The organism is Anaerolineales bacterium, from assembly GCA_019637755.1.
Taxonomy (GTDB): domain Bacteria; phylum Chloroflexota; class Anaerolineae; order Anaerolineales; family UBA11579; genus JAMCZK01.
The window spans coordinates 458,461-473,468 of record JAHBVC010000002.1 but is presented as its reverse complement, the minus strand read 5'-3'; the positions used below and the strand labels follow the sequence as shown (position 1 = coordinate 473,468).

The following is a 15,008-nucleotide window of genomic DNA, read 5'->3' as shown; positions in this document are numbered from 1 at the left end:
GCTCCTTATTTCGCCTTGGCGGTCTTAAGCCCGGAGGCCGCGCCGCTGCCCAGGTACGCTTCGATCACCTGTGGGTTGCTCTGGATGTCTTTGGGCTTGCCTTCGGCGATCTTGGCACCGTAGTCCAGCACCGTGATCTGCTCGCTGATGCCCATCACCACGCGCATATCGTGTTCGATCAGCATCACGGTGATGCCCAGCGTGTCACGCAACTCCAGAATGAACTTGGTCAGGTCGGCGGTTTCGTTGGGGTTCATACCCGCCGTCGGCTCGTCGAGCAGCAGCATCTTGGGCTGGGTGGCCAGCGCACGTGCAATTTCCAGGCGGCGCTGAGCGCCGTAAGGCAGGTTGCGCGCCAGCGAGTCGCCCAGGCCTTTGAGGCCTACGAAGTTCAGCAGGCGCTTGGCCTCTTCTTCCGCGGCGGCCTCTTCGTCTTTGAAGCGCTTGGTGTGCAGCACGGCATCCACCAGGTTCGTGTGCAGATGCACATGTTCGCCCACCAGAATGTTCTCCAGCGAAGTCATGTTGGAAAACAAGCGGATGTTCTGGTAGGTGCGTGCCATGCCCACCCGCGTGATCTCATCCGGGCGCAGGTTGTGCGTCGGTTCGCCATTGAAGAGGATCTCGCCCTGATCGATCTTGTAGAAGCCGGTGACGCAGTTAAAGAACGTGGTCTTGCCGGCACCGTTGGGGCCGATCACCGAGCTGATGCTGTGCTCTTTGATGTCCAGGCTCAGGCTGTTAACCGCCACCAGGCCACCAAAGATTTTGGATACGTTTTTTGCAGACAGGATGTTTGTCATGGTTGTCGTCCGTTTCTCGCCAACTGGCTAGCCTGCCTGCTCAGCTTCATCGCCGCTGTGCAGCTCACGTCGAATGGTCTCTGAGGGGATAAAGCCCTCTGGCCGGTTGAGCATCATCACCACCAGCAGCACACCGTAGGCCAGCCAGCGGAACTCAGCGAATTCACGCAGCAGCTCCGGCAGGCCCACCAGAATGATGGCGCCCGCCAGGGTGCCCGGAATGCTGCCGAGGCCACCCACGATGATCAGGCTCAACACGTTGATGGAGATGAGCAAGTTGAAACTGTGCGGGAAGATCGAACCCAGCTTGGAGGCGAAGATGGCCCCCGCCAAACCCGAGAAACCCGCGCCGATGGTAAAGGCAAGCAGCTTGGTGCTCACCAGGTTGATACCCATCGCCTCGGCCACATCCTCGTCCTCGCGCATCGCCATCCAACGGCGGCCGATCTGCGATTCGCGCACACGGATGGACATGAACATTGCCACCGCGACGCCGATAAGGATGACATAGTACATATGCTCGGGGCGGATCAAGGCCAGCTCACCCACCATGGGCTTGGGGATGTTCAGGATGCCTTGCGCGCCGCCGATGTACGGCTTCATCAAGTCAGACAGCGCCAGGATGCGGATGATCTCACCGAAGCCCAGCGTCACGATGGCCAGGTAGTCGCCACGCATGCGCAGCACGGGCATGCCCAGGATGAAGCCCGCCGTAGCGGCCACGGCCACACAGATCGGCAGCGCCACCCAGAAGGACAGCCCGGCCAAGCCGAGCGAACCGGTGGAGGTCAGCGCCGCCATCGTATAGGCACCGATGGCGAAGAAAGCCACATAGCCCAGGTCCAGCAAGCCTGCCAGGCCCACCACGATATTGAGGCCCAGGCCCATCAGGAAGAACAGGCCGATATTGTTGGTCACTTCCGTCAGGTAGCTGCCCAGCAGCATCGGCAGCACCAGCAGCAAGCCGCTGATCAGCGCCGTGCGCACCAGGCTCTCGCGGCCGGCCGGCAAGCGAATGCCCACGGGCTTGATGCGGCCAATCGAGCGCAGGTACACGAACGCGGTAATCAGCACAAACAGCACGATGGCCGGCACCAGTTGCAGCGCCTTGGAAGCAAAGATGGCGCTGCTCAACTGGCTGCTAAAGAGTGCACGCAGACGCTCAGACAAAATCTCAGATAGCAGGCCGATCAGCACCGTCAGCCCGCCGCCAGCCAGCAGCGCCGTGCGCAGGTTGGCTGGCATCAGCGCCAAGGCGCCGCCAGCCAGGCCGGCGCCCGTCAGGGCCAGCAGCAAAGTCAGGCTGCTGCTGCCACTAAAGGTCAGGATATTGATTAGCTTCGGGGACACGTTGATGAACACGCTGCGCACATCCATGTTCTGTGCCAGCCATACCAACGCCACCATCGCCAGGCCGACGCCCAGGCCAATCAGCAGGGCTTTGAGCATGCCCAGCCACTGCTTGGCTTGAGGGGTCTCTTGCACGGCACGGTAAGCAAACACCGCCGTGGGGCCCAGGAACAGGATTTGCGCCATGGTGAACAGGCCTGTGATCACAAAGCGCTCGCCGAAGAGCTCTACCATACCGATGGCGCTCACACTGAGCGTGATCAGGCTGGCCACCAGCCATTTCATTGCAGTCTTACGCAGGTCGAGGTCAGTAAAAAGACTCATTGCAACCTCTACGCTTTCTTTTCTTTCAGACGCTCACCCACAATACCTTGCGGGCGGAAGATGAGCACCAACACCAACATGGTGAAGGCGATCACATCCTTGAGCTGGTTGAAGGCCGGAATGCCCAGGCTTTGCAGGAACAGGCTGGGGCCGAGCGATTCGAACAAGCCCAGGAACAAGCCACCCACAGCGGCGCCGGGGATGCTGCCAATGCCGCCCAGCACCGCTGCCGTAAAGGCTTTGATGCCGGGGATAAAGCCCATGAAGAAATGCACTTGCTGGAACACCAGCGCATACAACATGCCCGCCACACCGGCCATCGCCGCGCCGGTGGCGAAGGTCAGGCTGATCGTGCGGTCTACGTTGATGCCCATCAGCGCGGCCACGTCTTTGTTCTCGGCCACGGCGCGGATCGCCTTGCCGGGGCGGGTGCTGCTGATGAAGAAGTTCAGCGCCACCAACACCACCATGGTCACAAAGATCACCAGGATATGCGTCTTCAGCACTTGGGTATGCAGGAAGGACACAGTGCCCTGCAACTGCGGAATGTCAGGGAAAGGAATAACTTGCGAGCCAAACAGGCCGCGGAAGTAGTATTGCCAGAAGAATGAAGCACCGATCGCCGTGATCAGCGGCATCAGGCGCGGTGCATAGCGCAGCGGGCGGTACGCAATGCGTTCCGTCAGCAGCGCAATTCCCACCGAGATAAGAATAGACGTCAGTGCGATCAGCAGCAGACTTGGAATGGGGTGGGAGGCCAGGTATCCCGAGCGGGCCAGAGGAATGGCCACGGCAGAGGTGGAAGCAAAGATGCCTGACATAAAAAATTCACCGTGTGCAAAGTTGATCATTTGCAGCACGCCGTATACCAGCGTGTAACCAATGGCGATCAGCGCATACATGCTGCCTTGCGCAATGCCAAAGATAATGAAGTCTTCCCAGTTGCGAAGGGAGTAGGGGTTGCTGATGATGGTCTTGATCGTGCCCACCAAAATCACCACCAGAATGGCAGCGCGCGCAACCCATAAGAACAGGTCGATCAAGTTGAGTTTTGCAAGGCGGTCTCTCATGCGTATGGCTCCGGCGTAGGTGCTAGAGGCCCAGGGCTTGCGCCCTGGGCCTTTTGTTAAAGCAATGTTCTGCTACGAACGCTGCGGCTTACGGCCAGATGGCAACGTAGTCGCCGTTCTGGATCTCGTACACAGCGATCTTGGCGTCAGCGCAGTCACCGTACTCATTGCAGGTCAGGTTGCCGGTGATGCCCGCGAAGTCCTTGGTGGCATACAGGCAGTCACGCATGTCCTGGCGGCCGATCAACAGGGCGCCGTCGCTCTCCTTGGCAACCTTCTCAATGCAGGCGAACACCATGTTGGTGGCGTCGAACGCATGAGCATGGAAGACGGAGATCGGGGCGGAACCGAAGTTGGTCTGGTAGGCCTCAGCGAACTTGGTGTACGTGTCGCCAGAGAAGGCCAGATCCGGGCCGGAGATGTACAGGTTGGCGGTGGAGGAACCAATCGCCTCAGCCGCGGCGGCCGAGAAGCAGCCGTCAGCCGCACCACGGGCCGTGTTCTCCAGGCCGGCTACTTCCAGCGACTGGGTGGCCAGGTGGGCGCACTCAGCGGTGAAGACCGGGAAGAACAGGAAGCCAGGAGCACCACCTTCGCTAGCCGCGATGGAGGTCAGTACCGGGCGCATGTCGGTGTCACCCACGTTTACCGCGGTGAAGGCCACCATCGTGCCGCCCATTTCCTCGAAGGCCACGCGGAAGGCGTTGGCCAGACCCTCGGTGTACGGGTCACCGTCATGAATGGCGGCGGCCGTGGTCAGGCCCAGGGTGTTGTACACATAGTCAGCCATGGCAGCGCCCTGAACGTTGTCGTTGTGGGCAGTGCGCAGGTAACCAGGCTTCCAAGCACCGTTCGGGTCGGTCAGAGCCGGGGAGGTGTTGGACGGGGAAACAACGACGTAACCGGCGTCAGAGGCAATCTGCGCCAGAGGAACACCAGCGCCGGAGCAGCTGGTACCGATGATGGCAACGATGCTGGGGTCAGACACGATCTTCTGACCAGCGGTCTGACCGCCTTCAGCGGAGCAGCCGTCATCTTCGGCCTGCAGCTCAACCGCGTGGCCGAGCACATCGCCCTTAAACTGAATAGCAATCTCGACACCGTGCTGGGAGTCCAGACCCAGGTCGGCGTTGGCACCGGAAATCACCAGGGCGGAAGCAATGCGAATGGGGGCACCCGCAGCCACTTCCACACAACCGATTTCGTCCGTACATTCAAAGGCAGAGGCTGCGCCGCCACCACAAGCCGCCAGCACCAGGCCGGCAACCAAAATGGCGATCAAAGCCAGAAAACGCTTCGACATTCTTTTTCTCCTCCAATAGAGTTGTTGAGAGTACTTTTGTTTTCCTAGGAAAGCAAAACAGTGTGGTTTTCAATTTCGTTCTTGTTTACACCTCCGATGTTGTATTCTATGGATAGAGGTGCGTTCGCACCTCTATGGTCATAGCTATTAAACTCACAACTCATTTGTGACTAATTGTGGATATTCATTGTACATAGGTGTCTAGGCACGGTCAAGCAGCAATGCGTTTCGCACCAATAAAAAACTAACCGTCTTGCACTTCATTGCGCTTAATCTCCACATGGTAAAATAGAACATAGAGTCCATTAGATCCATTTTCCTTGCCAATTGAGGGGGCGTTTCTACAGCACAACACCGGCAAGGTGTTTTTAATCTAGGGACACAGTGATTTTCGGAGGTTTTTAAGTGGCAGAGAATCAAGCCAAGTCCTATCAAGCTGAAAACATTCAGGTCCTCGAAGGCCTGGAGGCCGTCCGCCGCCGCCCGGGTATGTATATCGGCGGTACCGATATCAAAGCCCTGCACCACATCGTCTACGAGGTGGTGGATAACGCTATAGATGAAGCCATGGCCGGCGTGTGTGACCGTATCGAGGTCACCATCCACAAAGACAGCAGCGTCACCGTGTACGACAACGGTCGCGGCATCCCGGTGGACCAGCACAAGACTGCCAAGAAATCGGCCCTGGAAGTGGTGATGACCATGCTGCACGCCGGCGGCAAGTTCGGCGGCGGCGCCTACAAAGTCTCCGGCGGTCTGCACGGCGTGGGCGTCTCGGCGGTCAACGCCGTCTCCGAGTGGTGCGAAGCCGAGATCAGCCGTGACGGCGCGGTGCACAAGCAGCGCTACGAGCGCGGCATCCCCACTGGCCCGGTCAAGGTCGTGCGCAAGCTCAAACCCGGCGAGGGCACCGGCACGCGCATTACCTTTAAGTTTGACCCGATCCTCTTCAAGGGTGACCTGGACTATCGCTTCGATACGCTGATGCAGCGTTTCCGCGAAATGGCCTTCGTCACCAAGGGCATCACCATCAAGCTGCTCGACGAGCGTGACAACCGTGAAATGACCTTCTACTTTGAAGGCGGCGTCACCTCTTTCGTGCGCTACATGAACCGCGAGCGCGAGGCGCTGCACCCGGTGTTCTACCGCGAGCAGGAGGTGGACGGCGTCATCGTGGATGTCGCCATCCAGTTCACCGATGCCTACACCGAATCGGTGATGGCCTTCGCCAACACCATCAACACGGTGGATGGCGGTACGCACATGACCGGCCTGCGCTCGGCGATCACGCGCACCATCAACGACTATGCCCGCAAGAATGGCTTGCTGAAGGACAGCGATCCCAACTTCAGCGGTGATGACACTCGCGAGGGCCTCACCGCCATCGTCAGCGTCAAAGTGCCTGACCCGCAGTTCGAGAGCCAGACCAAAGTCAAGCTGATGAACCCTGAGGTGCAGACCTATGTCGCTCAGGTGGTCAACGAACACTTTGCCGAGTTCCTCGAGCAGAATCCTTCGGGCGCCCGCGCGATTGTGTCCAAGTGTCTCACCTCGGCCCGCGCCCGTGACGCCGCCCGCAAAGCGCGCGATCTCGTCATCCGCAAATCGGCCCTGGAGAGCATGACCCTGCCCGGCAAGCTGGCCGATTGCTCCGAACGTGCCCCCGAAAAGAGCGAGCTCTACATCGTAGAGGGTGACTCGGCCGGTGGCTCCGCCAAGCAAGGCCGCGATCGCCACTTCCAGGCCATCCTGCCCTTGCGCGGCAAGATCCTCAACACCGAACGTGCCCGCCTCGATAAGATCCTCGGCAACAACGAAGTCAAGGCGCTGATCTCCGCCCTCGGCACCGGCATCGGCGAGAACTTCAGCCTCACCGGGCTGCGCTATCACCACGTCGTCATCATGACCGATGCCGATGTCGACGGCAGTCACATCCGCACCCTGCTGCTCACCTTCTTCTTCCGCTACATGGAGCCGTTGATCACCAGTGGCTATCTCTACATCGCCCAACCCCCGCTGTATTCCGTCACCAGTGGCAAATCCGTGAGCTGGGTCTTCACCGAGAAGGAACGTAACCAGGTGCTAAAGAGCCTGGGCGATAAAGCCGAGAAGGCCAGCGTGCAGCGCTACAAGGGTCTCGGTGAAATGAACGCGGAACAACTGTGGAGCACCACGATGGATCCGGAGAACCGCAGCCTGCTCAAAGTCACCATCGAAGATGCCGCCGAGGCTGACCGGGTGTTCTCCATGTTGATGGGTGACGAAGTTGCCCCGCGCAAACGCTTCATTCAGACGCATGCCAAGGAAGTGCAAAACCTGGACGCCTAACCCCAAACGCCTAAGGAGTGCCATGCCCTACAAACCCAGCAACTACAATGACCTTTCGCCCTATCTCATTGTCGAAAGTGCCAACCGCCTGATGGAGTTCCTCGAGAAGGCGCTGGGCGCCACCCGCATCCAGTCCTACGAGCATGAGGGCCGCGTGATGCACGCCGAGATGCAAGTGGGCGACACTGTGCTCATGCTCGCTGATGCCAGCGAGCAGTACCCCGCCGTCAAGAGCGTTATGCACCTCTACCTGGCCGATGTGGATGCTGCCTTTGCCAGCAGCCTGGCCGCCGGCGGCGTAGAAGTGCACCCGCCCATGCAGAACGAGGGCGAGGCCGATCGCCGCGGCACCTTCACCGACCCCTGTGGCAATCTGTGGTCACTCAGCACCAAGATGGGCTAAAGACAAACAGCGCCGCAATTGCGGCGCTGTTTGTTTAGGAGCGGGTCCTCTGACCCGCCCGCAGCACACCGTACCAGCCCTTTGATACAGCTTGCCAAATCATCCCCTCTGCTCAATCTGTTCATTGTGGCTAGCAATGTATCCTTGCTTCAGACCCACCGACCCAGTCGACTAGCCGACTAGTAGTTGACTAATCGACTAATCGATTAACTGATTAACCGTTTCCCAATCTATAATCCTTCCCATGTCTCCCGCCACCATCCTCGACGGCAAGGCCATCGCTGCGCAGCTACGCAGCGAGATCGCCGCCCGCGTAGCCGCCCACATCGCCGCTGGCGCTGCCCAGCCCGGCCTCGCCACCGTGCTGGTGGGCGATGATCCGGCCTCGGCGATCTACGTGCGCAGCAAGCACACGGCCTGCCAGCAGGCTGGCCTGGCGTCCTTCGGCTACCAGTTGCCCGCCAGCACCAGCCAGGCCGAGCTGCTCGCCCTGGTAGCCGAGCTCAACCAGCGCGCCGATGTACACGGCATCCTGGTGCAGTTGCCGCTGCCGGCGCACATTGATGCATTGGCAGTCCTCTCCGCGATCGATGTGCGCAAAGATGTGGATTGTCTGCACCCTGAAAACGTTGGCCTGCTGGCGCAGAAAGGCCGGGCGCCGCGCTTCGTCCCCTGCACGCCGGCTGGCGTCATGCACCTGCTGCAAGTTGCCAATGTGCCCCTGGCTGGCGCCAATGCCATAGTGCTCGGCCGCTCCAACATCGTGGGCATGCCGCTCTCGCTACTGCTCGTGCGCGCCGATGCCACCGTCACCATCGCCCACTCCCGCACGCGTGATCTGCCCGCCGTGTGCCGCCAAGCCGATGTGCTCGTGGCGGCCGTCGGCGTGCCGGAGCTGGTGCGCGGCGATTGGATCAAGCCCGGCGCCACGGTGATCGATGTCGGCGTCAATCGCATCAGCGACCCGACCGCCAAGCAGGGCAGCCGCATCGTCGGTGATGTAGCCTATGGCGAGGCCGCTGAGCGTGCCGGCGTGATCACGCCAGTGCCTGGTGGGGTCGGCCCGCTGACGATTGCCATGTTGCTGCAAAACACCTTGCACGCCGCCGAAGTGCAGCCATAAAAAAAGAGCCGCTAGCGGCTCTTTTTCTTTTTGGCGGTTTTGCGCGCCCGGCGTGGCCCGCTTTCCATCTCGTTGAACTCCAGCGCCAGCTTGGTGCTCGGGCTGGCTACGCGGTAAGCCGCCCGCGACAGGGCGGTGCTGGCAATCGGCCCGGTGATGAAGAACAGCAGGATCAATACCACCATGCGTGCCCGATACTCCGGATAGTACATGCCTGCCGCCAGGATCAGGCCGCTGATGCCCAAAGTGCCCGCCTTGCCGAAGGCGTGCATGCGCATGAACACATCGGGCAAGGTCAGCACGCCAATGCTACTGATCAGCATGATCAGCGCCCCGATGCTGGCCACCAGCAAGATGATGATTTCGTGTGTTTGCATAGTTACCTCGGATGCTATTCGCCGTCGCGGGCGTCTTCCAGATAGCGCGCCAGCAGCACCGTGCCGAGGAAGCCCAACACCGCCGCCACCATCACAATATCCAGCAGCATCGGCGCCTCATGGCGAATGGCGATCAGCGCCACCATGCCCACGGCTTGCAGCGCGATGAGATCGAAGGCCAGGGCGCGGTTGGGCACATCCGGCCCCTTGATCAGGCGCATGAAACCGAGCACGAATGACAAGGTCAGGATCACTAGCAATACTTCAATGCCAATATCAAACCAGTTCATGCTGCCACCCTCCACGCGTCACCAACGATAGTCTGCGTTCAAACGTCTCTTTGATCTCATGCCGAAACGAATCGGCGTCTTTGACAAAAAAGCTATGGATGTAGACCACATCGCGGCCGCGCCGGTCCTTGCGCAGGTCCACGCTCACCGTGCCTGGGGTCAGCGTGATCATCGTCACCAGTACGGTGATCTCAAAGTCGCTGTCCAGAGTGAGCGGCACCGCCACAATGCCAGGGTGGAACTCCAGCTTGGGGTGCAGGATCCACCAGGTCAGCTTGGCGTTGCTCAGCACGATCTCCCACGCGACAAACGCCAGGTAGGAGAGCAGCCACCAGATGCGTAGCCCATACCCGCGATGGTAGATCGAGAGGGCCAGCGCGCCCACCGCGAAACCCAGCAGCAGGTTTCTGGCTTCATCACCGGGGAAGAAGATATACCAAAAGATCGCCAGGCAGGCGTTGACGATCAGCAGGCCAATCAGTTGTTTATTCTCGTTGCTTTGCGCCATCAGTGTTCCTCCCCAGGTGCCCACAGGCGGGGTATGTCTGCGCGCGGTGCCACTGCGCGGATATAGCCTTCACGGTCCAGCACCTGGGCAGCGGCAGTCTGCGCCCAGCCGAACACCGGGGCGCTGAAGATGCCGATCGCCAGGCTGGCCAACACCAGCAGCGCGATCGGCGCCAGGGTCAGGCGCGGCTGCGGCGTGCGCAGCGGGAAGGTATCGCTCTTGGCTGGCCCGGCGAAGCCCTTCTGCCACAGGCGCAGCATGCTCATCAGCGTCAGCAGGCTCACCACCAGGCTCACGCCGGCGATGGGCCATTGCCCCGCGTCCAGCGCGGCTTGCAGCAAGCCCAGCTTGCTGACGAAGCCACTGGAGGGCGGGATGCCGGCCAGCGAGAAGGCTGCCACGAAAAACAGCACCGCCAGGGCCGGGGCGCGCTTGGCCAGCCCGCCCAGATAGCCCGGCTCCAGCCGCCCGGTGCCCATGGTCAGCTCGGCGGCGCCGCCCGCCATCAGCAGCGCGGTCTTCACGATCATGTGGTGGATGATATAGAAGATGCCTGCCGCCAGGCCGAAGCCCAGCGCCAGCTGGTTACCACTGGCCACCAACCCGAGGCCCATCACCATGTAACCGACTTGGCTGATGACATGAAAACTGAGCACGCGCCGTATGGTGGTGACCGCCATGGCGCCGAAAACTCCGGTCAGCATCGTGAGCGCGGCCACGGTCAGCAGCAGCGGCTGCCAACTGCTCAGTAACTCCGGGAATAGCAGCGGAAAGATGCGGAACAGCGCATAGATGCCTACTTTGGTCAACAGGCCGCCGAAGATCGCCGTCACCGCCGGATGCGGCGTGTGGTAGCTGGCCGGCAACCAGAAGAACAGCGGGAACAAGCCTGCTTTGCTGCCGAAAGCCAGCAGCAGTATGCCGGCCAGCACAATGCGCAGCGATTGCGGCGCCAGCGCCATGCGCTCGGCCAACTGCGCCAGGTTCAGCGTGCCTAGCGTGCCGTAGACCACGCCGGCCGCGGTGAGGAACAGGGTCGAGGCGATCAGGTTGAGCACCACGTAACGCAGGCCACCGTTGACCTGGCTGGGGCGGCCGCCGAGGCTGAGCAGCACGAAGCTTGCCATCAGCAAGACTTCAAAAAATACGTACAGATTGAACAGATCGCCGGCCAGAAAGGCCCCATTGACGCCCATCAGCAGAAAGAGCAGCAAGGGGTAAAAGTTCAACCCTTGGCGCTGGTCGAGCGTGCCCATCGCATACAGCACAACCGCCACCCCCAGCAGCGCGGTGAGCGCCAGCATGATCGCGCTGAAGGCATCCGCCACCAGCGTGATGCCAAAGGGCGCCTGCCAGGCACCGGCATACAGCACCATGCGTTGCCCTTGCAGCGTGTGATACAGCAGGAGCAGTGCTACCGCCAGGTTCAACAGGCTGGCCACTAGCGCCAGGCTGCGTTGCACCCGGATCTGGCGCAGCGTCACCCGCCTGGCCACCAGCAGCGCGCTGGCCGCGAAGACCAGTGGCACCAGAATGGGGGCAGCCAACCAGTTGGCGTAGAAATCCATCAGCGCCTCCCTTTGGGCTTATCTAGCTGTTTCAGCAGCACCACATCTTCCAACCATTCGTAATCTTCTTCCTCGCGTTCCAGCGTGGCGGGGGCTTGCTTGGCGAACGGGTCATTGCGACGGTCAGTACAACTTTCCCCAATGGCTTCCAAGGAATTGCGGCGATGCAGCAGGGCGATCAGGAAGGCCACGATGCCAAAGCTGATCACGATGGCAGTCAGGATCAAGGCCTGCGGCAGCGGGTCGACAAACTGGCTGATGTCGCCGTTGAAGGCCGCCTTGTCGGCGATGATCGGCGGCAGGCCGCGGTGGCTGACGCTGGTACCAAACAGCAACAGGTTGACCGCGTGGGTGAACAAGCCCAGGCCGAGCACCATGCGCACCGCGTGGCGCTGCAAGATCAGGTAGGTGGCGCTGGCCATCAGCACCGCCACCAACCCGGCAAAGACCAAAGCAATCATTTGCGGCCTCCTTCTTTGGCCGGGCGGCTGAGCTCGAGTAGGTATGAGGTGACGAAGGTGCTCACCACCAGGAAGACGCCAATGTCAAACAGGGCCGGCGAGCCAAATTCCCAGGCCCGGCCGCCCAGCTGCAGTTGCCACCACACCCCTTCAAAGAATTGGCCATAGCGCCCGATGCCAGCCAGTGAGGATGCCGCGGCGATCAGCAACCCGGCGCCCATCAGCGGCTGCAGGTACGGGCCGATCAGGCGGCGCACGAACGCATCACCGCGCGCCAGGATTTGCATCAGGAAGGCGCTGGCCACCACCAACCCGGCAATGAAGCCACCGCCGGGCGCGTTGTGGCCGGCCAGCAAGAAGATCACCGCCAGCAGTAGCAGCACCGGGGTAAGGATGCGATCGAGAAGGGCCAGATACAGCTCAGGCATGCGGAGGCTCCTTGTATTTCTTGTCAGGCTTCACCGGGCGCAGGCGCGAGGCGCGCAGCAGGGCGTAGCCACCCAGCGCCGCCACCACCATCACGCTGATCTCGCCCAGCGTATCAAAGCCGCGGAAATCCACCAGGATTACGTTGACGATGTTGCCGCCGTGGGCCGCGGTGGCGTTCAGCGAGAAGTATTCACTGATGCTTTGTGCCAGTGGTTCCCCCGCCGCTAGCAGCGCCATGCTAAAGCCCCAGGCGCCCACCACCAGGCTGATTAGCAGATACTTCAAGGAACGGTGCTTGGGCGGCTTGGGGTAGGCGTGGTTGGGGATGCGGTAGAACACGAACACCAGCAGCACCAGGGTGAGCACTTCCACCAGGAATTGGGTCAGCGCCAGATCCGGCGCCGAGAAGAACACATAGATGAGCATTACCACGCTGCCCACCAGACCCAGGCTGATGATGGCGCTCAGGCGGCTTTGGGCGCGGGCGATCGCCAGCGCCGCCACCACTGCCAGCAGCGGTAGCACGACCTCGTAGAAAGTAGGTACGGCACTCCAGTCTACGCGTAGATCTGCAATGAAGTTGTGGCGTAGCGCAAAGGCGGCGAAACCAGCCGCCGCCAATAGCGGAATGCTGATCTGGGTGGGGAAGCTGGAGCCTTGCACCGTGCGCGTGCTCCAGCGCGCCACGCCATACAGCGCGTCCACCGCGCTGTCAAAGACTGTCTGTCCTTTAAACTCGGGGGCTTTAGCAAACAGCTTGCGGATGCCCTCGCGCTGCGTAAAGACCAGTGCGCCCAGCGCAATCGCCAGCAGGCTGGTGAGGAAGATCGGCGTCCAGCCGTGCCACAGCGCCAGATGCGGCTCCAGCGTTGCGCCCAGGATGGCGCTGCCCGCCGAGCCGAACAGCGCGCCCTCAATGGCTGAGAAGAAGAACGGAATCAGCGCGCCCACGATGGTGAGCGCCAGCACCGGCAGCACAAACAGCGTCGATGGCGCGTGGTGCACCGTGGCCTGCTTCAGCGGTGAGCTGCGCCGCAGGAACGCTTCCCACAGCAAGATCAAGCTATAGGCTACAAACAGCGCGCCGGTGAGCACGACCGCCACCAGGCCGATCCAGCCCAGTTGGCTTTGCCCGGCTTCGATAAGGGCAAAGAAATTCTCCAGCAGCAACTCTTTGGCCACAAAGCCAAAGGTGGGGATGATGCCGGCCATCGAGACGCCCGCCAAGATCGCCGCCGCGCCTACCAGCGGCAGGCTGCGCGCCAGCCCGGCCAGCTTGCGAATGTCGCGCGTGCCCGTGGCGTGGTCTACGATGCCCGCCACCATGAACAGCGGACCCTTGTACAGTGCATGCGCCAGAATGCCCACCACGGCGGCGGTGACGGCCACCTTAGTATTGAACGCCAGTAGCATCACCAGCACGCCAAGCTGGCTGACGGTGGCATAGGCCAGAATGGCTTTGAGGTCATAGTGGCGCAGTGCGATCACCGCACCCACCAGCATGGTCAGCCCGCCCACGACAAACAACGCCCAGAACCACAGCGGGCTCTCGGCGAAGGCCGGGTGCAGGCGTGCCAGCAGATACACGCCCGCCTTCACCATCGTGGCTGAATGCAAATAGGCGCTGGCCGGCGTAGGCGCAGCCATGGCGCCGGGCAGCCAGAAGTGAAATGGGAACTGGGCTGATTTTGTAAATGCGCCCAAGAGCACCAGCACCAGCATGGGCGTGAACAGCGCGTGCTGCGTCAGCGTGGCGGCCGGCAGAGCCAGCAGCCCGCTAATGGAATATGTGCCGGCCATTTGGCCCAGCAGCACAAAACCGCCCAGCATCGCCAGCGCGCCCATGCCCGTCACTACGAACGCGCGACGTGCGCCTTCGAGGGCGTTCTTATCGGTCAGCTTGAAGGAGATCAGCAAATAGCTGGTGATGCTGGTGCCCTCCCAAAATACAAACAAGGCCAGCAAGTTATCTGCCCACACCAGCCCCAGCATACTGGTCATGAAGGTGAACAGCAGGGCGTAGAAGTAGCCCAGGCGTGAGTTCTTCTCAAAGTAGTAACCGGCATACACGGCAATCGCCGTGCCGATGCCCGCCACGATGAGGCCAAAGAACAAGCCCAGCCCATCCAGGCGCAGGTCCAGCGCCAGGCCAAAGGCATCTGACCATACGCGTTGCTCGGTCAGAACCTGGCCGTTCCCCACTGCGCCTAACTGCGTCAGTAGCCAGCCGGTGACCAGCGCCGGGCTGAGCGCCGCCAACCAGCCAGCGTGCCCCCAGCGATGCGGGCGTAGCAGCCACAGCGCCGGGCCGCTCAACAAAAGTAAGAGAAGAAAAGGTGTCAGCATAAATAACTCGCAAAGTAACTCGCAGGGTTGCCCGTCCCATTTAGCCTACAACTAAACAAGTCGGAAGGTTTAAAAATCCTATTCCCTATGTGAGCTTCACGCCTCAGCGTGCACAGGCGCAAATTAAAACGAAGGCCGCTCGGCGTACTCGGCGGAAAGTGCCCATGTGGGGCACATTACGTCAGGTTGAACGTCGTGGCGGCCTATTGCCAAACGATGACGATGAAACTAATAAGTGAAATCAATCACTTATGCCTAATCCTAACAAACGCCACATAGCTTTGTCAAGCAAGGGCAGAGTTTCGGCATTGGCGTACGATGTCGT

The 15,008-nt window shown here is 60.9% G+C and carries 14 protein-coding genes; 3 read left to right on the top strand and 11 right to left on the bottom strand.

The annotated features are described in order from the left end of the window. Nucleotides 1-5 precede the first annotated feature (5 nt). The 4 genes from KF821_10225 to KF821_10210 all read right to left on the bottom strand — a co-directional run bounded on the left by KF821_10225 (nt 6) and on the right by KF821_10210 (nt 4,850). Complete coding sequence (locus tag KF821_10225) at nt 6-803, bottom strand: ABC transporter ATP-binding protein (protein ID MBX3006185.1); 798 nt, start codon at nt 801-803, stop codon at nt 6-8. 27 nt (nt 804-830) lie between these two features. Further along, nucleotides 831-2,477, bottom strand: a complete 1,647-nt coding sequence (locus KF821_10220) for a hypothetical protein (protein MBX3006184.1) — start codon at nt 2,475-2,477, stop codon at nt 831-833. An 8-nt stretch (nt 2,478-2,485) separates the two neighbouring features. Further along, entirely contained in the window at nt 2,486-3,547 is a 1,062-nt protein-coding gene (locus KF821_10215) for a branched-chain amino acid ABC transporter permease (GenBank protein MBX3006183.1), read from the bottom strand. 88 nt (nt 3,548-3,635) lie between these two features. Continuing rightward, on the bottom strand, nt 3,636-4,850 hold the full coding sequence (locus KF821_10210; protein MBX3006182.1) for a branched-chain amino acid ABC transporter substrate-binding protein: 1,215 nt from the start codon (nt 4,848-4,850) through the stop codon (nt 3,636-3,638). A gap of 405 nt (nt 4,851-5,255) precedes the next feature. On the opposite strand from KF821_10210, the gene gyrB reads away from it, so the two are divergent. From gyrB to folD, 3 genes are all read left to right on the top strand, one after another. After that, complete coding sequence (gene gyrB / locus KF821_10205; protein ID MBX3006181.1) at nt 5,256-7,178, top strand: DNA topoisomerase (ATP-hydrolyzing) subunit B; 1,923 nt, start codon at nt 5,256-5,258, stop codon at nt 7,176-7,178. A 22-nt stretch (nt 7,179-7,200) separates the two neighbouring features. Next, on the top strand, nt 7,201-7,581 hold the full coding sequence (locus KF821_10200) for a VOC family protein (protein ID MBX3006180.1): 381 nt from the start codon (nt 7,201-7,203) through the stop codon (nt 7,579-7,581). Between the two features lie 244 nt (nt 7,582-7,825). Next, nucleotides 7,826-8,704 (top strand): bifunctional methylenetetrahydrofolate dehydrogenase/methenyltetrahydrofolate cyclohydrolase FolD, encoded by an 879-nt coding sequence (folD, locus tag KF821_10195; protein MBX3006179.1) that lies wholly within the window; start codon nt 7,826-7,828, stop codon nt 8,702-8,704. An 11-nt stretch (nt 8,705-8,715) separates the two neighbouring features. Here the strand turns inward: folD and KF821_10190 are convergent, their stop codons facing one another. The 7 genes from KF821_10190 to KF821_10160 are packed head-to-tail and all read right to left on the bottom strand — an operon-like array spanning nt 8,716 to nt 14,683. Continuing rightward, nucleotides 8,716-9,081 (bottom strand): monovalent cation/H(+) antiporter subunit G, encoded by a 366-nt coding sequence (locus KF821_10190; protein MBX3006178.1) that lies wholly within the window; start codon nt 9,079-9,081, stop codon nt 8,716-8,718. Nucleotides 9,082-9,095: 14 nt separating this feature from the next. Further along, the gene (locus KF821_10185) at nt 9,096-9,371 is read right to left on the bottom strand and encodes a hypothetical protein (protein MBX3006177.1); all 276 of its coding nucleotides are present in this window, start codon (nt 9,369-9,371) and stop codon (nt 9,096-9,098) included. Beyond that, on the bottom strand, nt 9,358-9,879 hold the full coding sequence (locus KF821_10180; GenBank protein MBX3006176.1) for a Na+/H+ antiporter subunit E: 522 nt from the start codon (nt 9,877-9,879) through the stop codon (nt 9,358-9,360). Before KF821_10180 ends, KF821_10185 begins: the two co-directional genes overlap by 14 nt. Then, nucleotides 9,879-11,447 carry a Na+/H+ antiporter subunit D gene (locus tag KF821_10175; GenBank protein MBX3006175.1) on the bottom strand — a complete coding sequence of 523 codons (1,569 nt, stop codon included), beginning with the start codon at nt 11,445-11,447 and terminating at the stop codon, nt 9,879-9,881. The genes KF821_10180 and KF821_10175 overlap by 1 nt, the downstream gene beginning before the upstream one ends. After that, nucleotides 11,447-11,908, bottom strand: coding sequence for an NADH-quinone oxidoreductase subunit K (locus KF821_10170; protein MBX3006174.1), 462 nt, complete (start codon nt 11,906-11,908; stop codon nt 11,447-11,449). The genes KF821_10175 and KF821_10170 overlap by 1 nt, the downstream gene beginning before the upstream one ends. After that, complete coding sequence (locus tag KF821_10165) at nt 11,905-12,336, bottom strand: MnhB domain-containing protein (GenBank protein MBX3006173.1); 432 nt, start codon at nt 12,334-12,336, stop codon at nt 11,905-11,907. The genes KF821_10170 and KF821_10165 overlap by 4 nt, the downstream gene beginning before the upstream one ends. Next, a complete protein-coding gene (locus KF821_10160) occupies nt 12,329-14,683 on the bottom strand; it encodes a DUF4040 domain-containing protein (GenBank protein MBX3006172.1) in 2,355 nt (784 codons plus the stop codon). Before KF821_10160 ends, KF821_10165 begins: the two co-directional genes overlap by 8 nt. Nucleotides 14,684-15,008: the final 325 nt, after the last annotated feature.